This window comes from Calothrix sp. PCC 7507 (assembly GCF_000316575.1).
Taxonomy (GTDB): Bacteria; Cyanobacteriota; Cyanobacteriia; order Cyanobacteriales; family Nostocaceae; genus Fortiea.
Genome location: NC_019682.1, coordinates 3,200,255 through 3,221,633, shown reverse-complemented (window position 1 = coordinate 3,221,633; position 21,379 = coordinate 3,200,255). Strand labels below are relative to the sequence as shown.

Below are 21,379 nucleotides of genomic sequence, written 5' to 3'. Positions count from 1 at the left end.
ACTTAATTTGTCTTTACATACTTATCTCAAATCAAGTTTTGGTTTTTCGTTTTCACTCGCTGATATAACTCTTCCATCGTTTCAATAAAAGAATTATCCTTTTGCCAAAAAGCTGGAAAATCTCCCTGTTTTTTAATTAAAATTGCCGACACACTGCTTTGAGTGGGAATTTCAATAGTTTGTGGTAATCGCTTTGTACCTAACCAAAACTCTCTATTACTTGGCTTTTGGTCAACAGATTGTTTTTCTAGTTTTGTGTAAAATGAGGTAGAGGTTTCTAGGGGAATTTCTTTAGCGTTCAGTTCCTGAGAAAGGACTTTTCCTAAGTTGGACTCAGCTAATTTATTCTGCAGTTCTGTTTTAGATAATCCCCGCAGTTCAAATAATAAAAATGGGTTGTTATCTAGTTGAGAAGCTACTAAATAATAAACTCCGGCAATGTGTTTACAAGGATTGGCATAATCTGGACAAGAACATTTAGTTTTGAAATCTTTGCTACTTTGGGGTAAGAGGTGTAATCCCATCTGAGAAAATGTGTCTTCGATGTTTTCTGGGACTTCATTTAGTAGCAACCGAGAAACAATACTGGCTTTAGATGAAAGTTTTTGGATGGCTTCACTCCAGCGTGGTTTGGCAATGGGTGTAATTTCAATGGATATGTTGTATGTTGGTTCTTTATACACACCAAAGTAGGGATTGATTGAGCCTTTAACTTGAGCGGTAATATTATTTTGCTCTATTTCAAAATTGAGGACTTTACCACCACGAGCATAGGAACGTCCACGTTGGAGTCGGCTATCATCAGTAAATTCTTCTAGTGCTTTGATAAAGCGATCGCCCCACCAAGTCCGGCTAAATTTATTCATCAAATTTACTCCAAAATTGCACTTTTATTTAACGAAATTAATTGCTTAAAGGCTTCATTATCTAATTCCGTCAACCAGGATTCATCACTACCAACAACAGCAGATGAGAGTTTTTTCTTATCTTCAATCATCTGGTCAATTTTTTCTTCTAGAGTCCCGATAGTGACAAATTTATGCACAAAAACATTCTTTTTTTGACCAATTCGGAAAGCCCTATCTGTTGCTTGGTCTTCGACTGCAGGGTTCCACCAACGGTCAAAATGGAAGACATGATTAGCTTTGGTGAGGGTGATACCTACACCGCCTGCTTTCAAGGATAGGATAAATACAGAAGGTTCTGTATCTGGGTCTTGAAATTCGCTAATCATTTGTTCTCTACGTTTGCGGTTTGTCCCACCGTGGAGATAGTAGGTATTGCAATGTAGGTTACGTTTGATATGCTTTTCGACATTTTCGCAAACTTCAGTAAATTGACTGAAAATGAGCAGACTTTCTCTTTCAGAAATCGCCTCTTCTACCATTTCGCCTAAACGACTGAGTTTATGCGATCGCTCAGTGGAAAATTCGCTGTTATCCTGCAAGAATTGGGATGGATGATTGCAAATCTGCTTCAGCTTCATCAAGGTAGAGAGCATCAAACCCTTGCGTTGAATCCCTTCTGTGGTTTGTAATTTCTCCTCCACATCTTTCACCACGACTTCATATAGTGATGCTTGTTCTTTTGTCAAGTTAGTGTAGAGTTTTTGTTCAACCTTGTCTGGTAAGTCATTGATAATAGACTGGTCAGTTTTCACCCGGCGTAAAATCAAAGGTTCCACTAACTTCTTCAGGGTAGTTGATTTCACCCGGTCATTGTCTTTTTGAATGGGAACCTCAAAAAACTTGCGAAATTGGGCTTCTTTCCCTAAGTAACCAGGATTGAGAAAGTTAAAAATTGACCACAAATCTAACAAGCGGTTTTCTACGGGAGTTCCTGTCAAAGCCAGCCGATGCTTCGCCGAAAGCTTGAGAATTGCTTTAGTTTGGGCGGCTTTAGGATTTTTGATATTTTGCGCCTCATCTAAAACCAGACGTTGCCAAGCCACACTACTGAGTAGCTTTTCATCCTTGCGTGCCAAGGTAAAAGAAGTAATTACCACATCCTGCTGTTGACAGGCGGCTTGGAAGTCTGCGGAGTTTTGCAGGCGATCGCTACCATGATGCACCATACTTGTTAAATGCGGCGCAAACTTAGCAATTTCCTTTTGCCAATTACCCACAACAGAAGTCGGCGCAATTAACAGCGTCGGTAACGGAGGTTGAACAATCTCACCATGTTCAGATGACTCCCTCTCCTGCACCAACCGCGCAATCACCTGCACCGACTTACCCAAACCCATATCATCTGCTAAACAGCCGTTTAAGCCCAATTTCTCCAAATATTGCAGCCAGGAAACACCACGCTTTTGATACTCTCGCAGAGTACCCTGCAGATTTAGTTGATCAGAAATTGGTTCTAGCTGGCTTTTATCTTGCAACTTCGCCATCATCTCTGCTAAAACTTCGTCGTGTTCAATTTCCCACTCATCCCCGGCTTCAGCACTGCGTTGCAGAAACTCCAGCAGATTCATTTGGGGCTGTTCATCACCGTGGGATTGCCAAAATTCCAGTAACTGCTGCATTTTATCCCGGTCTAATTCCATCCACTGACCGCGAAAATGCACCAAAGGCGTTTTCGCATTAATTAGTTGTTCCCATTCTTGTGAGGTGACAACTTGATCCCCAATTGCCAATTCATATTGATATTGCACCAGGGAATCTAGCCCAAAATAGCTTTTGCTTTCCCCCTTCGTTGGGGCAAGTTTATTACCCGATGCCTTGAGGCGAATTTTAGCACGACGGCGACCAGCTGGAGTATACCAAGCAGGGACAATGACTTTAAAACCTGCATCTTCCAACACCCAAGCACTTTCTTGGAGAAAGTCAAAGGCTGCATCTAAAGTCAGTTGCATTGCTGTAGGTTGGTCTGTTTCCAATCCCAACCACAGTTGAGGATACATCCGCGCTGCGTAACCTAAATTTAGCAGCAGATGAGTTTCAAAATCTTGACCAAATTGCTTTTGTATGCCAGTTTTAGCTGCTTTATTCATTACCCAGTAATCTGACAAAACCAATTTGAGAGAGGGGTCTTGTTTGCTGCCTACCAGAAACTGCATTTGCCAATTGTCTATCTCTGCAGCGCTAGGAGAGTGTAGCTGGAAACAGAGATGAAAAGCCGAGTCAGCTTGGCTACGGGTAATTTTAGTTTTCCACTCCAGCCACTGCTGATATTCTGCCAAGGCTGCATTTGTTGTTAGTGGGTGGTGAGGATAAAGGCAATGATAAATTAAGGAATCTGCAATCTGTTTATCAAAACCAGCAGTCGAGGGTGTATGAGTCACTAAATCGTGGACTACAGATTCCGAAAAATGACGTAACAAAGTTTCTTTATTGAAGAATTCAATCCTGTCACTGGATATAGCCGCACCTGCTGTACAAATCAGCGGCATATATTCAATATATTTTTTGATATTTGCTTCGTATGCCTGAGAAATAATTTCCCAGGTAGGGTAAATTTCAAATGGCGTAGGTGTTGTTTTCTTAGATGTTTTTTTGGTTTTTGCCGCTGCTAACTGCCGATATTTCAGTGCAGGAATATATTGGTCTTTGAGGATGACTTGTTTAAAAACTTGGGTGTAGTGATACCAAAATAATAAATCAGAACCGAGTTGCACTTCCCCTGAACTATATAGTGCTAAAAAATGGATATCGTTTAGGAGTTTTATCGCATTAATTGCTTTTGCCGTTTTAGTAGAAATAACCGTTTCATAACAATCTACCTGCCAATATTGAAATTCTTCATATTCTTCGAGAATTTCTAACTCCAAATACTTGGTTAGTTCTGGTGAAGGTAGGGGTTGATTATTGGTAGTTGGTAGGGCAAAGTATTTTGGAGATATGCGTTGACTCAATTGGGTAGCTGTTTCTTTTAAACCCAATATGTGACCCAAAAAAGTGATGAGTTCGTCTTTTGCTAAATGTCCAGGGTGAATCTGTTGACTTTGACTGCGGCTTGGCTTGAGTATGGGAATTTCCACCCACAAATAAAAAGACCCAAGCTGAATAAAGTCGTTTTTTGTATTTGGTATCCAGGTGCCATGAAGGACTTTCATAGGTTGCAATGCCTCTGGATTGTTTAGAAATTATGGCAGTTTTAAGATTACTTTACCAAAAGTAGGGGTTACACAATCAAGAATTATTGCTGATACAGTACTTTGCCAGTAAATTGAAGTACACCCGCCCCTGTTCATAGCAAAATGTAACTTTTGACACTAGCGATAAACGTCGCCTAGAATGTTAGGCGGTTAATGATTAACTATACATACATAAAAACTTAAGCTAGCAGATGATTTTGTAGTCAGCATTTCAGTGCTGAAAGAATCTCAGGACTTTAGTGCTGACTACAAACCTTTATAACTAGCTCAACTAATTGCCACAGTAATTTTACTGAGGAATTGGTGGCTTTGGGCTGCTTGAGTACAAGTGATGTTGTCCAACGAAAAATAACGATCATCAACAGGGAAATACTGAACAATCATGACAACTACCACACTCACGCTCGTCAAAGATATTCTTACAGGCTCTGATAGCTCCAACCCCAACAGCCTGACAAATGTCAACGGCACCCTCTACTTCAGCGCCACAGACGGCACGAATGGCTTTGAGTTGTGGAAGAGTGATGGCACAGCCGCTGGCACTGTCTTAGTCAAAGATATTTTTACAGGCACTAATGGCTCCAACCCTTACAACCTGACAAATGTCAACAAAACCCTCTACTTCACAGCCTATGACGCCACGAATGGCTTTGAGTTGTGGAAGAGTGATGGCACAGCCGCTGGCACTGTCTTAGTCAAAGATATTGTTGCAGGCGCTAATGGCTCATCCCCTAACAACCTGACAAATGTCAACAGCACTCTGTACTTTGTAGCCAATGACGGCATGAATGGTAGAGAGTTATGGAAGAGTGATGGTACAGAGGCTGGCACTGTCTTAGTCAAAGATATTCTTACAGGCGCTAATGGCTCATCCCCTAACAACCTGACAAATGTCAACGGCACTCTGTACTTTGTAGTCTATGACGACACGAATGGCTCTGAGTTGTGGAAGAGTGATGGCACAGCGAACGGTACTGTCTTAGTCAAAGATATTAGGACAGGCGCTGGTAATAGCTCCAGCCCCGAGTACCTGACAAATGTCAACGGCATCCTTTACTTCCTAGCCGATGACGGCACGAATGGTAGAGAGTTATGGAAGAGTGATGGCACAGAGGCTGGCACTGTCTTAGTCAAAGATATTCTTACAGGCGTTAATGGCTCATCCCCTAACAACCTGACAAATGTCAACGGCACCCTCTACTTTGTAGCCAATGACGGTACGAATGGTTATGAGTTGTGGAAGAGTGATGGCACAGCGAACGGTACTGTCTTAGTCAAAGATATTTTTACAGGCTCTGATAGCTCCGACCTCAGCAAGCTGACAAATGTCAACGGCACCCTCTACTTCCAAGCCGATGACGGCACGAATGGCTTTGAGTTGTGGAAGAGTGATGGCACAGCGAACGGTACTGTCTTAGTCAAAGATATTAATATAGGCACTAATGGCTTAGGCGCTAATGGCTCCGACCTTAGCAACCTGACAAATGTCAACGGCACCCTCTACTTCCAAGCCACAGACGGCACGAATGGCTATAAGTTGTGGAAAAGTGATGGCACAGCCGCTGGAACAGTACGAGTCTTGGATATCAATCCCGGTAATGCTAGTTCTTATCCCGCGAATTTAACTGTTGTCAACGGTAAGCTTTACTTTACTGCAAATAACGGACAAAATGGCACTGAACTGTTTACTATCAATATCGACGAACCTAATGATAATATACCCAGCCGTTTAACAAATCCGAGTGATGATGTCTTCAACATCAAAAGTCAAGAGAAGAATGTCAAAACCAAACTGGAAATCACCCTCACCGGATGCAGTTCTAATTTGCTGAATGAATTGGGTTTATTTACTGTTGATGATGATAAAGGCACAATCAACGGTATTGCTCCTGGTGCTGAAGGTTATGCTAAAGCGGCTTTAGAACGTTCTCGAGTAATTTTCTCGGTAATTGTTAATGCTCCCAATGGGTTAGACAGCAATAATTTTAGTAGTCTGCTGGAATTGAATTCTGAGGAGAAATTTAGATTTCTCTTGGTGAAAAATAGTACTTTTGATGCTGTGAAAACTGGTGCTACTGCTATCACAGAGTTACTGTTTTCTAGTGTCTCTACACAAAAGATTACAGATTTAGGTGATGATGGTTTCTCGCTAGCTTGGAGAGATGGTTCTGGTGCTAGTGCGACAGATTTTAGCAATTTGGTGGTGAAAATTAAGCAGACAACTAAATCTCTCACTTTGGGTACGAATCTCCAAGGCAAATCACAGGGAGAGGTGATTGATTTGCGGGAGGCTAAACAATCTGTCACAGCTAATTTTTCTGTCCACAGGGAAGCGGCTTTTAATAATTTTGTTGGTTTCTATCAGGTGGCTGATGAAAATGGGGGGATTGATACTAACGGTGATGGCAAGGCTGATGTTCTCACGGGACAGGCTGGCTATATTCAAGCTGCTTTAGGTAAGCGGGTTGCAGGGATTGATTTGTCTGTGAGTAACCAAGGTGCTGCTAGTTACAGTGGTGTTTTTCAACCTGGTGCTATTTTTGCGCCATTTATTATTGTCAATGGCTCTCCTGATGCGCTTTTAGATAGCAATCCTAATAATGATCCGGCGATTTATTTCCCATTTTTGGGTGCTAATTCTGATAAGTCGGATCATATTCGTTTGTTGGGTAATAATACTTTTGGTTTTGAGGATTTAGCTAATGGTGGCGATCGCGATTTCAACGATATTATTGTTAAGGTTAATTTAACTGCGATCGCCTAAAGAGATTTCCCGAATAGAAATTACCGTGTGATTGTCAGTATCTGTAGGGTGGGCAATGCCCACCAGATCCAGGTTTTTGTGGGCATTTCCCCACGCGGGAAACCCGCGCACAAGGGTGGCTCCCCTACGTATTTAGGACTAGCCCTTTCAAGGTGACAAACGAAGATACGTTACTTTAGTGTGATCATCCTAAGTTATCCGCTCAGATTTTGGGATTTTTAAAGGTTGAAATAACCAATTTTCGTTCCGAATTTCGCCACCTTGAAAGGGCTAGTCCTATAGGAATCCGGCTTGATTTTTGAAAAGATACGTAGGGTGTGTTAGCGACAGCGTAACGCACCAAATCCTTGATGATGGTGCGTTACGGATTTCATCCTAACGCACCCTACGATACCTAATTTTGTTCAAAAATCAAAACGGACTGCTATAGAAATTACCATGTGATTGTCAGTGAACCGTAGGGGCAAACGGTTGTTTGCCCAGGAATTGGTAAAATTATTTCTAGAAATCGCCTCAACAATGCCCAATTACAAACTCTTGTTCTCTGTGTGCCGACATTTTGATAAGTTAATACATACAGAATTACAGTTAACGCAAAGAGGGGATTACGTTGAGTCACCATCCAGATACCATTGCACCCCACGGCGGAAAATTGGTTAATCGCATCGCCACACCAGAACAACGGGCTGAATTTCTCTCCAAAGCCGATTTTTTACCACGAGTGCAACTTGACGAGCGAGCCGTTTCTGATTTAGAAATGATTGCGATCGGCGGTTTTAGTCCACTCACAGGTTTTCTGAACCAAGAAGACTACGATCGCGTGGTTACAGAAATGCGTCTTGCTAACGGTGTTGTCTGGTCAATTCCGATTACACTTTCGGTAACACCAGAAGTAGCTGCTCCCCTCAAAGAAGGCGATTTAATTCGTCTGGATAACCCCAGAGGTGAGTTTATCGGTGTCTTGCAGCTGACACAAAAGTATGAATATGATAAAGCCCGTGAGGCGATAAATGTCTATCGCACTGATGATGCCAAACATCCTGGGGTGCAGGTACTCTATAACCAAGGTACAGTACATCTTGCAGGTGACATCTGGCTATTACAACGCGATCGCCATCCTCAATTTCCCTCCTATCAAATTGATCCTGCCGAGTCTCGGCAAATGTTCAAAACCAAAGGCTGGAAAACTATCGTTGGCTTTCAAACTCGCAACCCCATTCACCGCGCCCACGAATATATCCAGAAGTGCGCCTTGGAAACCGTTGATGGTTTATTTTTGCACCCATTGGTAGGGGCGACAAAAGAAGATGACATTCCCGCTGATGTGCGGATGCGCTGCTATGAAATCTTATTGGAAAACTACTATCCCCTAGACCGAGTAATTTTGGCAATTAACCCAGCCGCTATGCGCTACGCAGGCCCCAGAGAAGCAATTTTTCATGCTCTAGTCCGCAAGAACTACGGCTGTACTCACTTTATCGTCGGACGAGATCATGCAGGCGTTGGTGATTACTACGGTACTTATGATGCTCAATATATCTTTGAGGAGTTTGATACTAGTGAATTAGGCATTGTGCCCATGAAGTTTGAACATGCTTTCTATTGCCTGCGTACCAAACAAATGGGAACGACTAAAAGCAGTCCCAGCAAGCCAGAGGAACGTGTTCACCTGTCGGGAACGAAAGTTCGGGAAATGCTGCGTCGGGGTGAGTTACCCCCACCAGAATTTTCTCGTCCAGAAGTAGCCGCAGAACTGGCAAGAGCCATGCAAATAGAAGTACCGGCTTAGGGATTGGGGATTGGGGATTGGGGACTGGGGATTGGGAAGATGAGGGAGATGAGGGAGATGAGGGAGAAATGACAAATAACAAATGACCAATGACAAATGACAAATGACACGCAAAGCGAGCAAACAGTATAAACCCTAGCTTTACACTACAGACTTCAGCCCCTTAAGCTGTTAGCTGACAGGCTGGAGACTGGTGGCTAATATATGAAGCGGCGGACGTTTTTATATCGGATTGGCTCTATACTCGCGGCGTTGGGGGTAAGTGAAGCTGATTGGTTGACTTTGGGCAATGCCTATGGCGGGCAAAGCCTACGTTATTATCAAGCTTTGGCAGATCCCAACCCGCGTAAGTTGGCGTTATTAGTAGGCATCAACCAATACCCAAAAAATCCAGCCCTCAGTGGTTGTTTGACAGATGTGGAACTGCAAAGGGAACTGTTGATACATCGCTTTGGTTTCCAATCATCAGATATTCTCACTTTAACTGAGGAACAAGCTAGCCGAGAATTTATTGAAGCTGCTTTTTTGGAGCATCTCGGCAAGCAAATTAAACCTGGTGATGTGGTTATTTTCCACTTCAGCGGTTACGGGACTCGCATCAAATCGCCTACTTTGGCAGATTCATTTCAAAACGCACTGATCTCAGCTAATGAGCAAATAGATCAACAAGGTGAGAAAATTGTCAACTATTTATTAGAAGACACCCTACTGCTATTATTGCGATCGCTGCCGACAGATCGTGTCACAGCAGTATTAGATACTAGTTACTATGCTCCTAGTACAATCCAGCCATCCGGATGGCGAATTCGTTCCCGTCCGGACATATCAGCACAGCTAACAGCAGCAGAACTCGATTTTCAACAACAACTCAAAAGCCAACTAGCTACTAAAAATGCTATTGGTAATGCAATACTATTAGCAGCTACTTCAGACCCGAAACAGTTAGCGAGGGAAGTGCTGTTTTCAGGTTTTAGCGCCGGCCTATTTACCTATGCCTTGACACAGTATTTATGGGAAGCTAGCCCAGCCACGACAATTCAAGTTATCCTTTCCCATGTGGCGAGTTCTATTTACAAAGTGGGTAGTACACAGCAACCAGCTTTGTTGAGTGGGAAAAAAAATCCTCAAGAAACATTGCTTGCAGAATTCCTCCTCCCAAATAATACCATTGGCGCAGAAGGCGTGGTGACAGCCATAGAAGAAGATGGAAAAACAGTCGAGTTGTGGTTAGCAGGACTACCACCACAAGTCCTGGAATACTACGGAATTAATTCTCGGCTTACCTTAGATACACACGAACAGTTAGTAGTGCGATCGCGTACCGGGTTAAAAGCCAAAGCCTTAATCTCTAGCCTTGATCATACTACTCTCCCCCAAGTCGGGCAACTCGTTCAAGAAGCAGTCAGAGTTTTACCCCGGAATATTGGTTTAACGGTTGCCCTAGATACTAAACTGGAGCGAATTGAGCGGGTAGACGCTACAAGTGCTTTTGCCACAGCTACTCATGTGTCAACAGTAGTCGCGGGAGAACAGCCCAGTGATTATGTATTTGGGAAGCTATTGCCAACTCCTAGCCGTTATGGTCTATTTTCTGTTAGTGGCGAGCTGATTCCCAACATGGTTGGGGAAGCGGGAGAAGCCGTAAAAGTTGCAGTACAAAGTTTAGCGCCAAAATTACCCACCCTGCTAGCAGCGAAGTTGTGGCGACTCACAGAAAATGAAGGTTCTTCTCGCTTGGCTGTGAGGGGAACCCTAGAAATCATTAGTGGCATATCACGTAGAGTGGTCATGCAACGAGAAACAGTGCGGACTCTTAAAGCAGAAGGGCAAAGTAATATTTCCTACCGCAATCAACCGGGAACTGTACCCATCGTGCCTATCGGTAGTCGAGTGCAGTACAGGGTACAAAATTTAGGCGATCGCCCAGTATATTTAATCTTAGTTGGATTAAGGAATAGCCGGAGTGCGATCGCATTATATCCTTGGCAAATCATTCCCCAAACCAGCATTTCCGAACCCAAACCCCCACTCCAACAGATAGTCATCGCCCCAGGCGCAACACTGGCAATACCACAAACTGCCACCACTGCTGGATGGGTAATTCCCGGGCCAGCATTCTTCTGCGAACACCAACTAATCCTCAGCACCAACCCCTTCAGCGGCACCCTAACAGCCCTGGAAACCTCTATAAATCGCACAGCCGATCAACAACCCATAAGTCCATTATTGAACCCCTTAGAAGTTGCCCAAGCCCTGCTGCAAGACTTGCATAACGCCAGCGCCGTTAAAGCTGAGATGAATGGCACTGCTGCTGACTCCTATATTTTAGATGTCAATAGCTGGGCTAGCCTCAACTTTAGTTTTCAGGTCGTGTAAGCACGAAATTTAGTATTTTAGTAATGTATCTAACTGTATATACCGAATTTACACTTAGCAGGCTCAATACTGTTCGGTTAAGGCAAGAGACGCGATTTATCGCATATTTGTGATCTAAACCTCGTCCATTTTGAGGGAGCATCCCGTTTCGGCAGATCGCCCTGCGCTAAGGCGCACGCTGCGCGAACAGACTAGAAGTCTGGGGCTACACAAACAAAGTCCCTGACACTCGAAGACTCGCTAACGGGTTCGCAGTCGCTGTGCGTTCGGATACCCTCCTACAGCGCTGTCTCACCGCCTTCTCGGACTCTCTGAAACCCGCTTAGGCGGGTTTAGTTTGTTAGTTTGTATAGCCGCGATTTCCAATCGCCTGGTGTTTCTTCCAAAAGTGGATGCTCCCCATTTTGAAACCCGGAGTAGCGGGCAAGATGCCCGCTACTAACCCCTGGGAGCAAGATGCTCCCACTACTTTTAAAACTATGGTTTTCAACCTAGAAACCCGGAGTAGCGGGCAAGATGCCCGCTACTAACCCCTGGGAGCAAGATGCTCCCACTACTTTTAAAACTATGGTTTTCAACCTAGTCTGTCAGGGTTGAAATGAGGGACTGTAGTGTGAGCGTCTCGCTCACGCGGGCTTTTCGGCCCGCACTACCAAAAACCCCTCAAAACAAAATTGACAAACCACTAGACGGGGTTTAGAATTTTCATCAAAAAACTTTAACCGAACCGTACTGAGAGTAGAAATATCAGTCTGATCACTGTTTACTGATAACTGTTAACTGATTTAAGACTTTTGAATTGCCAAAAACTGACGTAAACTTAACAAACTCAAGGTTTGCCCCAAATTCAGAGGGAATATTGAAATTCCTTCTAGGCGAGACTGCACCCAACCTTCTCCCCAATACCATTCGTGAAACCCGTCAATACCCCCACTTAATAACAGGCGCAAGCAGTTGGATTTGACCACATCCACGTGATGATGGATTGCAACTGGCCCAGTCCAACTAGTAAACTGAAACCCTGAATGCAGTTCTTCTGGCATTCCTGGAGCGAAACGTTGTCCTACGAGCCATTTCTCTAATTGCAGTGGACGTAACAAACTGTGATGAATCGCATCAGCAGATGCAGCAATTTCTATTCTTAATTGGCTTTGTTGAAAATTACCCAACATTATTTAGCAGCTTGCCTTGAGAGAGGTTTGATATCAATGTAATCTGAGATGCTTTTTGGGGAAACTCTAAAAGTGAACACTGTGCTATCACTTCATTCAGAAGCTTAAGTTAAGTTTTGTTATAATCGGTGTAACTTCTCCCGCGCCCAAAAGCAAGGGTTTTTAGCAAGACATTTTATTGGTAAGGTTATTCATGGCGGATCAATTAATTCGCGCCACAGCAGCCGATGGTGGGATTCGTGCAGTCGGTGTGATCACCACACGCCTGACGGAAGAAGCACGGCAACGTCACAATCTATCTTATGTGGCAACAGCAGCACTAGGTCGGACTATGGCAGCAGGCTTGTTAATGGCTTCTAGTATGAAACGGGCTGGGTCTAGAGTCAACGTCCGAGTTAAGGGCGATGGGCCGTTGGGTGGTATATTGGTGGACGCTGGATTAGATGGAACAGTACGCGGTTATGTTGGGAACCCCTCTATTGAATTACCTCCCAACGCTAAAGGTAAACTAGACGTTGGTGGTGCAGTAGGAAAAGGATATCTTTACGTTGTGCGAGACATTGGTTATGGCTACCCTTATTCTAGTACCGTAGAGATTGTATCTGGCGAAATTGGCGATGATGTAGCCCACTATTTGGTAAATTCCGAGCAAACTCCTTCGGCGGTAGTTTTAGGTGTGTTTGTGGGATCAACTGGGGTGACGGCGGCTGGTGGGTTATTAATACAAGTTTTACCTAAAGCCTCCAGAGACGAAGCTTTAGTAGCAACATTGGAGTCACGGGTTGCATCTTTAGCGGGATTTACACCATCATTACAAGCAGGGAAGTCACTACCAGAAATATTGGGTGAACTACTGGGAGATATGGGCTTGAGGATATTTCCCGAAACTCAAATATTGCGTTTCAACTGCGGTTGCTCTTTTGATCGAGTGCTGGGGGCATTAAAAATTCTGGGAGAAGCTGAACTGCAAGATATGATTGTCAAGGATGATGGTGCTGAAGCCACTTGCGATTTTTGTGGCAACGTTTATCAGGCTAGTAGCAGTCACTTGGCTCAACTGATTGTTGATTTGCAGGCGGAATCTTCTGTAACAAGATAAGGTATGAAAAACTCCACGCCACTTGCGGCATGGAGAAGAAGCCGGCAATGCCCCATAACGCTCCATTACGTTATCCACCCTACGAGAGCAACTGAACGAGATTGTCTTTTATGGGTGGTTTATTTGATTGAATTAATACACCATTTTAGTCTTGCCACGCCACTACGGTTCGGCATCGCCTATGTAATGACAGCTTCTAGATTATTCTTTGTGATGGAGTTCTCTTAGTCTAGGCGCGCATCAGCTTCTCTGTTGGGATAGATCATGAAGTAAGATAGCTTTTTGATAATGGGAAAGCTACTATGGCAACAATAGGATTATCGATCGCCAACAGATCGCTATTCAATTATTGTGGTGTGAGCAATGACAGAGCGGGATATTCCAGACAGTTGGTCCCCAGCCAGAGCGAGAAAGCCAGATAAAACGATAGAATCATCCCAAGAAACTCATGCATTTGGTATTCCAGCTACTGGTTCTAACTCTAAGTCAGTGAAGCGGCAAACAAAAAACAATCCCGAAGGATTACCTTTAGATAGTCTCTCAGAAGCAACTATTTCTCTTAATCAGATTTATCAGAAATTGCCTCGCTGGATGCAAAGCTGGGTGTTTTGGTTAATCATGTTAACCTTGATACCCGGCAGCATCGGATTTTTAGCGGTGGCTATGCTGCTAAAATTACCATCTGCGCCCAACTGCCCCACAATTTTCTGGCCCTTGGCTAGTTCCCAAATGCGGCTACATTGCGCTCAGTTGGCAGCTTCTAAGCAAACAGTGGCAGACTTACTACAAGCGATTAATTTAGTCAAGCAACTCCCAACGGATCACCCCCTGCGGGGAGAAGCCGATCGCTTTTTAGAAAAATGGTCGAAAGATGTTCTAGTGCTAGCTGATGAAAGTTTTCAAGCAGGTAGATTAGATGAAGCGATCGCCACTGCTCGCAAGATACCCAATGATGTCCCTGCCTATAAACTAGTAGAAGAGCAAGTGACTAAATGGCAGTCAATTTGGTCTAAGGCAGAAGACATCTACAAAGAAGCAGAAGAGGAACTGCGACAACAACATTGGCAATCAGCATTTATGCTGTCTTCTCGGTTGCTGCGTGTAGATAATAAATACTGGGCGAGTACCAAGTATGACCAGTTGAATCGCCTAATTGCCAGCGCTCGGGAAGATGGCGAAAAGTTAGCAAAAGCCAAGAGTCTAGCTGATAGCGGTGTCGTTGATAATCTCCTGCAAGCGCTGAAGATAGCCGAGTCAATTAACCAGGAAAGCTACGTTTATCAAAAAGCTCAAGAGTTAATTCCTGTATTTGGACGCAAAATGCTGGAGTTGGCACAGAAAAAGCTAGATCAACGCGATGCTGATACAGCACTGAAAATAGTCAAACAAATTCCGCCAAATACTGGACTGCAAACGGAAATTGACGATTTTATTAGCTTGGGTGAAGCCCAAAGAAGTGCATGGATTGGTACTATTCCGGGTTTAGAGACAGCGATTTCCCAAGCACAACAAATTGATTCTTCCAGGACAATATTTAACAAAGCACAAGCACTGATTGCTCGTTGGCAGTTGGAAATTGAAGATGTTGCCCGTCTAGAAAAAGCACGCGCACTGGCTAGTCAAGGAACGATAGGTGATTTAGCCGCAGCTATTTCTCAAGCACAGCAAATTCCATCTGTCAACCCTCGTGCTTCAGAAGCTAGACAGGAAGTGAATCGCTGGCAAGCCCAAGTAGAGACTATCCAAGACAGACCATTCTTAGATCGTGCCGAACAGATAGCGCTACTAGAAGATACTAACTCCTTGCAAGCAGCGATCGCCGAAGCTAGTCAAATTCGTAACGGTCGGGCATTGTATCCCGAAGCACGGCGGCGAATTCGCACTTGGACAGCGAAAATTCAGCGCATTCAAGACCAGCCCTACCTAGATCAGGCACGAGAACTGGCTCAAAGTGGCAATCTCCCCGCAGCTATTAATGCAGCTCAACAAATTGCCTCATCAGGGCGGGCGCTGGCGGGTGAAGCACAAGCGGCTATCGATGACTGGCAAGGGCAAATCCAAGCTAGAGAAAACTGGAAAAGAGCAAGGGAAGTCGCACTTGCTGGTACACCAGAAGCCTTAGTTGAGGCTATGCAGTTAGCGAATCAGGTGCCAAGGCGGAGTATTTTACGCCTGGATGCTAATGTTGGGATTGACCAATGGAGCCAGCAATTGTTAGACATAGCCCGCCTTCAAAGTCAGTCTGATGTCGTCAAAGCTATTGAGACTGCCAATTTGGTTCCACGCCGGAGTGCAGCTTACAGTGCAGCGCAAGACCAAATCCGGGCTTGGCGACAATTCCTCAATCCTGTACCTGCACCTACGCCTGAGATTCCGGAAGTCCAGCCATCACCAACTACCACTGGGCAGTAATCGTACATTGGAGGTACAGGACACTGTGCCTCCTTTGGATGTTTTCTCAATCCAACTAACTATTTCCCTTAAACTGCCGTCTATCTTCGATTAGTTCCTGTAGCTTTCCTACTTCCTCAACTGTATAAAATGTCTGATTTGGTTCAGATGTAATTTTATCCATCAGCGCATGAAAAGCTTCAGTATCATTGCGATGTTTTAACAGATAAGCTTTCAACTCGGACTTACTCATGGCAGCAAAATTGGGTTTTGTCATTCTTCGTATCTCCATTTGCCATCGCGTGTGATTAAGATACCCGTTTCTTCTCCAGCCAAAATATAAATGTTTCCAGTACGTTCATCGATTCGGACTATAAAAATGGGCAAAAACAAACTTGTAACATTCTGACAAAGGATAAAACAAGTTATTGTCTGCTCTGGAGTAGGATAAACGAGGTTTTTCATTACAACCGAGAATTGCAATATCTTTCTGCACAATAATTAAACTCCCATAAATTGTTCACTTTAACTAAAATTGGTTTATTCTCATTCTAAGAATTAGACATGGACAAAATTTTAGCAGTGAACTGAAGCTTCAATTTGTCTAACCACAGTCAGCGCCGAGTAACTCACCCCTGCAGTTCCTTCACCGGGATGGGTAGAGTCACCAACTAACCAGAGATGGTTTATCGGTGTGCGATTGGCAAAACCAAAAGGGCCGAAAGTAGGAATCCTTTGACCGATACCGCCAACAATACCGCGATCGCGTGCTGTATAGTGAGCAAAGGTGCGGGGTGTGGCAGCTTCTTGGTAGATTATTGTTTCTGGTTTGAGATAAAAGTATTGGGCAAGTAGGGCGATCGCTTCTTCGGTATACTTTTGTTTAAGCGCTTCATAATCATCAGTCTGCCACCACTGGGTTGGATCTACAAAGGAAGAAGCAATAATTGTGGCTTTACCATCTGGGGCGCGACCATCACCTTGATGGCTGACAGAGACAAATAGGGAATTATTTTCGCCAATGGGGCCATTAGCATTGTATAAAAACTGTAGATGGGGCGGACAATCAGCCGGAATGGCGCTGGCATCTACACCTAAATACACGACAAACGCGCCTGAGGCTGGGGGTAATTTTTCCACTCGCTGTTTATAACCAGAAGGCGCTTTTTCCCCTAATAGTTGCACTAGGTTTTGCACAGTCACATTCGCCACAACATGATCAGCCGTTTCTGTCCAAACTTCACCAGTTTGCTGATTGCTGATTACTACGGCATTGGCTTGGCCGTTTTCCACTGTGATATTTTCTACAGTGTGACGCATCAACAATTGACCACCGTCTCTTTGTAGAGATTGTACTAGGCGATCGCTTAATACTTGCATACTACCCTGCAAGTGGAATAAGCCTTGGGGCAATTGCGATACACTCAACGCCGTTGCAGCGTAAAGTAAGGCTGTCTCGTCAGCATTCACCTGAGAATACAACTTGAGTTGCAAATCTAAAAAAGTCCGTAAGCGTTGGTCATTTCCCAATCCACATAGTCGTAACGCATCCCCCACTGTAAACAACGTAAAGGGCACTGTAATCAATGTAATAGGGCGCACTGCTTGAATTAACTGCCACAAGTCCCATAGATTAGCTGGCGGTAGCACCGGATCGCGTCCTTGAAATTCCCAACTTGCATGAAACAAAGTTGCTAGCAATTGCCAAAACGGCTCGCTACCTGGAAATTGCCGTTGTCGTTCCTCTCGCCATTTTTCTGGATCACGCCAAACATTAATTGGTGTCGTTTCTCCAGGAAGATAAACCGCACAAGCCGGGTCACAAGGCGTTGCTGCTGGTAAATCTATTTCTAGTTCGGAAAATATGCGGTGGTGAATTCCCCCTGGTTCCAAACCTGCGACTTGTGTCGCCCCCACATCAAAGGTAAATCCTTTGCGTTTGAATGTGGAAGCACAGCCTCCAGGTGCGATCGCTTGATCTAGAATTAAGACGCTGTAACCTCGATGGGCTAGTAATGCGCCAGCAGTTAACCCACCAATTCCCGCACCGATGACGATGACACGAGATGCTTTTTTGTTAATAGATACACTGGGCATTGAGATTTAAGTTTATATTTCTTAATATTATTCATAATTGTAACAAAACCAGGACTTACGCAGAACCGCAAGCGAACCTTGTAAGCTCTTTAATCTGGGGAAAAACGGCTATTTTGACCGTCAAGAAAGCGATCGCCTGTTTAACTTTGGGAATACTGAGATGAGTTATTCCAGAGGAGTGATCAAAATGGCAGATAATCGTATCAGTGCTAATCTTTCCCCAGGCGATCGGGAGGCGGTGATGCAGGCTATAGCGACGATTCGGGAAAAGTTACCGTTTTTGGTAGATTTGACCACGGAAGACAGGCGCACAATTGTGAAGATGGGTGATAAAAGTCGCGCCTTTGTCAGCAAGGCGTTGGAAGTGGCGACACAAAACCCGAATTTTTTACCCCGTTCCTTTGATTTAGAAGAGATGCGCCGGGATTTAGGGCTGTATGAGGCTTTGTATCCCGTATTGTTATCGCTGACGCAACTGCAAGAACTTGTGGATGATACCTGTATGGCTGCTGGTAGTGAAGCCTATGCAGCCGCTTTGGCAGTTTACAATTACGCCAAGGCTAGCGGTGACGTTGCTGGTTTAGATACAGTTATCGATGAGATGGGACGAAGGTTTACCCGCAGTTCTAAGAAAAAGAAAGCTGCAACAAACACCAACTAAAGTCAGGCGAATAGAATTCGCGGCTACACAGGCAAAGTCTGCCTCCGCAGACTAAGGAAAATTGGAGGATTTGAAACCCAGTCCGGTGGGTTTTACCTATCTAGATAGAATTTCTAACTGCACTTTTAACCTTAACTTCAAAACTCTTTCAAACCCGCGAAGGCGGGTTTTGTTTGTGTAGCCGCGAATTCATATTCGCCGAGGCATTTTTGAGCCTTTGAGGCTGACGCTTGAGGTTCTGAGGCTGACGCTTGAGGCTTTGAAGCTGACACTTGAGGCTTTGAGGCTGACACTTGAGGCTTTGAGGCTGACACTTGAGGCTTTGAAGCTGAAGCTTGAGGCTTTGAAGCTGACGCTTGAGGCTTTGAGGCTGACGCTTGAGGCTTTGAGGCTGACGCTTGAGGCTTTGAGGCTGACGCTTGAGGCTTTTTAGTATAAATCCGAAGATTTACTAGTCACTTTGCGTAAAATTACTAGTAAACATTGTTTAAATATAGGCATCCAGTTTAATTTTTGAACAGATTTAAGTATCTGTAGGGTGGGCACTGCCCACCATAACCAGGATAAGGTGGGCACTGCCCACCCTACGTGAATTTTAAAAATCAAATAGTAGTCCTATATATTGGCTAGCCATCTCTACCAACAGAATACAATAGCTATGAGCAGCAAACCTGGAATTCTCATAAGGTAGAAAAATTACTAATTATTTTTGATGGTTTAGATGAATTAGCCATGCAGGGCAAGATGGGAGAGGAAGTTGCCCAGAAGTTTGTGAGAGAAGTACGTGCAAATCTTGTAGATGCGAATCTTGTAGGTGCAAATCTTGTAGATGCGAATCTTGTAGGTGCAAATCTTGTAGATGCGAATCTTCAAGGGGCGATTCTTGAAGGCGCAAATGTTCGTGGCACCATTCTGGAAGGCAAAATCTAAATCCACTCAATACCCTGTGCAGCCAAATATTTCCTCGCCCCCTCCAAAGCCTCTTTCCTCAGAACAATCTTCACATCTGGCTTAGTAAGATACAAACGAAAGCGTTGCGTAAACAATTGGTTAGCCGGCTCAATTTTCCTAATTGCACTCCAGGGAATCAACAACGGCGGAAGCCCAAAGTTAAACAAAGGAAAAATACTCAAATACAGCCCTTGGGGAGTAACACCAACGTTTAAAGATCCTTTGTAATACGCCATACCCACCAAACCATATTCCAACCGCGAGAGATTTGCTGGTGCTGGTTCATCGGTGCGGTAGAGTTTCGCCAGCTGATTCCAGTCAACGCTGAGTACGAAAATTAAAATCACCGTGAACAGGATGAAGAAAGCGATCAATAAAGGATAAAAATTCTCTGGCATTGTGATCAGGTTACTGGTGGGATAATTCTGGTAATGGTAGGGTGTGCGTAGACTATAGCCTAACCTAAGTATCGCTTCTGTAAAAAGAATCATAGATAAGATAGAGAAGTAAATAGCTCCTTCACCACTCACCACGACCAATGACCTCAGCCCTGCTAAAATTTCCTCGTCTTCATGCGCCAAAGCTACACCAATTACCTAATGGATTGACGATAGTAGCGGAGCAAATGCCAATTGAAGCCGTTAACCTTAACTTGTGGATTAATGTTGGTTCTGCGGTAGAATCTGATGCCATTAACGGCATGGCTCACTTTTTAGAGCATATGATTTTTAAAGGCACGGAAAAATTGGCCAGCGGCGAGTTTGAACGCCGAATTGAAGAGCGAGGCGCTGTGACTAATGCCGCTACTAGCCAAGACTATACTCATTACTATATAACCACTGCTCCCAAGGATTTTGCAGAACTGGCTCCATTACAAATAGATGTAGTAACTAACGCCAGTATTCCTGATGATGCTTTTGAACGAGAACGCATGGTAGTTCTGGAAGAAATTAAGCGTTCAGAAGATAATCCTCAGCGCAGGACTTTTCGCCGGGCGATGGAGATGGCGTTTGATGAATTACCCTATCGTCGTCCGGTATTGGGGCCTGAGTCGGTGATTTCTCAACTCCAACCCCAGCAGATGCGAGATTTTCACAGGACGTTGTATCAACCCCAGTCAATGACTGCAGCGGTTGTAGGTAATTTACCTGTGGAAGAGTTGGTAGAAATTGTGGCTGCAGGATTCACTAGGGGCGGGGAAACCAGGGGCGGGGAAACCCCGCCCGTACAGGGGTCAAGAGTGATTCCGGAGCCAGCGTTTACGACAATTGTGCGGCGGGAATTTATTGATGAAAGTCTCCAGCAGGCGCGGTTGGTGATGGTTTGGCGCGTACCGGGGTTGAGTGAACTTAATGAAACTTATGCGCTGGATATTTTAGCAGGAATTTTGGGACACGGACGGACATCAAGATTGGTGAGGGATTTACGGGAAGAACGGGGGCTAGTTTCCTCGATTTCTGTGAGTAATATGAGTCATCGACTGCAAGGAACGTTTTATATTTCCGCTAAGTGTGCAGTGGAAAATTTAGAGGCTGTAGAAAATGCGATCGCTCAACATATTCGCACACTACAAACAGAATTGGTGACAGACAAGGAAATTGACCGTGTGCGGAAGCGTGTCGCTAACAGGTTTATTTTTGGTAACGAAACACCAAGCGATCGCGCTGGGTTGTATGGTTACTATCAATCTTTAATAGGAGATTTAGAACCTGCGTTTAACTACCCAGATTATATTCAAGCCCAAAATACAGATGACTTGCTACAAGCAGCACAACAGTATCTTTCCCCAGATGCTTATGGTGTAGTTGTCCTGAAACCATATCAGTGAACAGTCATCAGTTACTTGTACTGAGCGTAGTCGAAGTATCAGTTATCAGTGGTTAGATAATGTTATACCGTTTCTTTGTGAAGCTGCATATAATTCACCCCCCGGCTATCGCCGTCCCCCCTTACCAAGGGGGGACTACAGGCAGGGCTGTT

General features: G+C 44.3%; 16 protein-coding genes. 9 read left to right on the top strand and 7 right to left on the bottom strand.

The window, feature by feature from the left end; genetic code table 11:
- Positions 1-26 precede the first annotated feature (26 nt).
- Together CAL7507_RS13645 and CAL7507_RS13640 are read right to left on the bottom strand one after the other, a co-directional pair.
- Positions 27-866 (bottom strand): SWIM zinc finger family protein, encoded by an 840-nt coding sequence (locus CAL7507_RS13645; RefSeq protein ID WP_015129057.1) that lies wholly within the window; start codon positions 864-866, stop codon positions 27-29.
- Between the two features lie 5 nt (positions 867-871).
- Positions 872-4,057 carry a DEAD/DEAH box helicase gene (locus CAL7507_RS13640; RefSeq protein WP_015129056.1) on the bottom strand — a complete coding sequence of 1,062 codons (3,186 nt, stop codon included), beginning with the start codon at positions 4,055-4,057 and terminating at the stop codon, positions 872-874.
- A gap of 424 nt (positions 4,058-4,481) precedes the next feature.
- Here CAL7507_RS13640 and CAL7507_RS13635 point away from each other — a divergent pair, with 424 nt between their 5' ends.
- Positions 4,482-6,863: an ELWxxDGT repeat protein gene (locus CAL7507_RS13635; protein ID WP_015129055.1), complete on the top strand. Its 2,382-nt coding sequence runs from the start codon at positions 4,482-4,484 to the stop codon at positions 6,861-6,863.
- Here the strand turns inward: CAL7507_RS13635 and CAL7507_RS33415 are convergent.
- A complete protein-coding gene (locus CAL7507_RS33415; RefSeq protein ID WP_255348339.1) occupies positions 6,846-6,974 on the bottom strand; it encodes a hypothetical protein in 129 nt (42 codons plus the stop codon). The genes CAL7507_RS13635 and CAL7507_RS33415 overlap by 18 nt on opposite strands.
- 499 nt (positions 6,975-7,473) lie before the next feature.
- Here CAL7507_RS33415 and sat point away from each other — a divergent pair, with 499 nt between their 5' ends.
- Positions 7,474-8,652, top strand: a complete 1,179-nt coding sequence (gene sat, locus CAL7507_RS13630) for a sulfate adenylyltransferase (protein ID WP_015129054.1) — start codon at positions 7,474-7,476, stop codon at positions 8,650-8,652.
- A 204-nt stretch (positions 8,653-8,856) separates the two neighbouring features.
- Entirely contained in the window at positions 8,857-11,028 is a 2,172-nt protein-coding gene (locus CAL7507_RS13625; RefSeq protein WP_015129053.1) for a caspase family protein, read from the top strand.
- Positions 11,029-11,813: 785 nt separating this feature from the next.
- Here CAL7507_RS13625 and CAL7507_RS13620 read toward each other — a convergent pair.
- Positions 11,814-12,200, bottom strand: a complete 387-nt coding sequence (locus CAL7507_RS13620; protein WP_015129052.1) for a hypothetical protein — start codon at positions 12,198-12,200, stop codon at positions 11,814-11,816.
- 193 nt (positions 12,201-12,393) lie between these two features.
- Here CAL7507_RS13620 and hslO point away from each other — a divergent pair, with 193 nt between their 5' ends.
- The gene (gene hslO / locus CAL7507_RS13615; protein WP_015129051.1) at positions 12,394-13,299 is read left to right on the top strand and encodes an Hsp33 family molecular chaperone HslO; all 906 of its coding nucleotides are present in this window, start codon (positions 12,394-12,396) and stop codon (positions 13,297-13,299) included.
- 363 nt (positions 13,300-13,662) lie between these two features.
- Positions 13,663-15,711 (top strand): hypothetical protein, encoded by a 2,049-nt coding sequence (locus CAL7507_RS13610; protein WP_015129050.1) that lies wholly within the window; start codon positions 13,663-13,665, stop codon positions 15,709-15,711.
- 55 nt (positions 15,712-15,766) lie between these two features.
- Here CAL7507_RS13610 and CAL7507_RS13605 read toward each other — a convergent pair whose 3' ends face one another.
- Both CAL7507_RS13605 and crtD read right to left on the bottom strand, forming a co-directional pair.
- Positions 15,767-15,967 carry a hypothetical protein gene (locus CAL7507_RS13605; protein WP_015129049.1) on the bottom strand — a complete coding sequence of 67 codons (201 nt, stop codon included), beginning with the start codon at positions 15,965-15,967 and terminating at the stop codon, positions 15,767-15,769.
- 299 nt (positions 15,968-16,266) lie between these two features.
- Positions 16,267-17,787, bottom strand: coding sequence for a C-3',4' desaturase CrtD (gene crtD, locus CAL7507_RS13595; RefSeq protein ID WP_015129047.1), 1,521 nt, complete (start codon positions 17,785-17,787; stop codon positions 16,267-16,269).
- Between the two features lie 187 nt (positions 17,788-17,974).
- On the opposite strand from crtD, the gene CAL7507_RS13590 reads away from it, so the two are divergent.
- The 3 genes from CAL7507_RS13590 to CAL7507_RS13580 all read left to right on the top strand — a co-directional run bounded on the left by CAL7507_RS13590 (position 17,975) and on the right by CAL7507_RS13580 (position 19,378).
- A complete protein-coding gene (locus CAL7507_RS13590; RefSeq protein ID WP_015129046.1) occupies positions 17,975-18,448 on the top strand; it encodes a hypothetical protein in 474 nt (157 codons plus the stop codon).
- 217 nt (positions 18,449-18,665) lie between these two features.
- Complete coding sequence (locus CAL7507_RS13585; RefSeq protein ID WP_042341327.1) at positions 18,666-18,881, top strand: hypothetical protein; 216 nt, start codon at positions 18,666-18,668, stop codon at positions 18,879-18,881.
- Positions 18,882-19,180: 299 nt separating this feature from the next.
- Positions 19,181-19,378, top strand: coding sequence for a pentapeptide repeat-containing protein (locus CAL7507_RS13580; RefSeq protein WP_042341326.1), 198 nt, complete (start codon positions 19,181-19,183; stop codon positions 19,376-19,378).
- Here the strand turns inward: CAL7507_RS13580 and CAL7507_RS13575 are convergent.
- Positions 19,375-19,932 (bottom strand): hypothetical protein, encoded by a 558-nt coding sequence (locus CAL7507_RS13575; RefSeq protein WP_015129044.1) that lies wholly within the window; start codon positions 19,930-19,932, stop codon positions 19,375-19,377. The genes CAL7507_RS13580 and CAL7507_RS13575 overlap by 4 nt on opposite strands.
- A 5-nt stretch (positions 19,933-19,937) precedes the next feature.
- Between CAL7507_RS13575 and CAL7507_RS13570 the strand changes: the two genes are divergently transcribed.
- The gene (locus tag CAL7507_RS13570) at positions 19,938-21,227 is read left to right on the top strand and encodes a pitrilysin family protein (RefSeq protein WP_015129043.1); all 1,290 of its coding nucleotides are present in this window, start codon (positions 19,938-19,940) and stop codon (positions 21,225-21,227) included.
- Positions 21,228-21,379 lie beyond the last annotated feature (152 nt).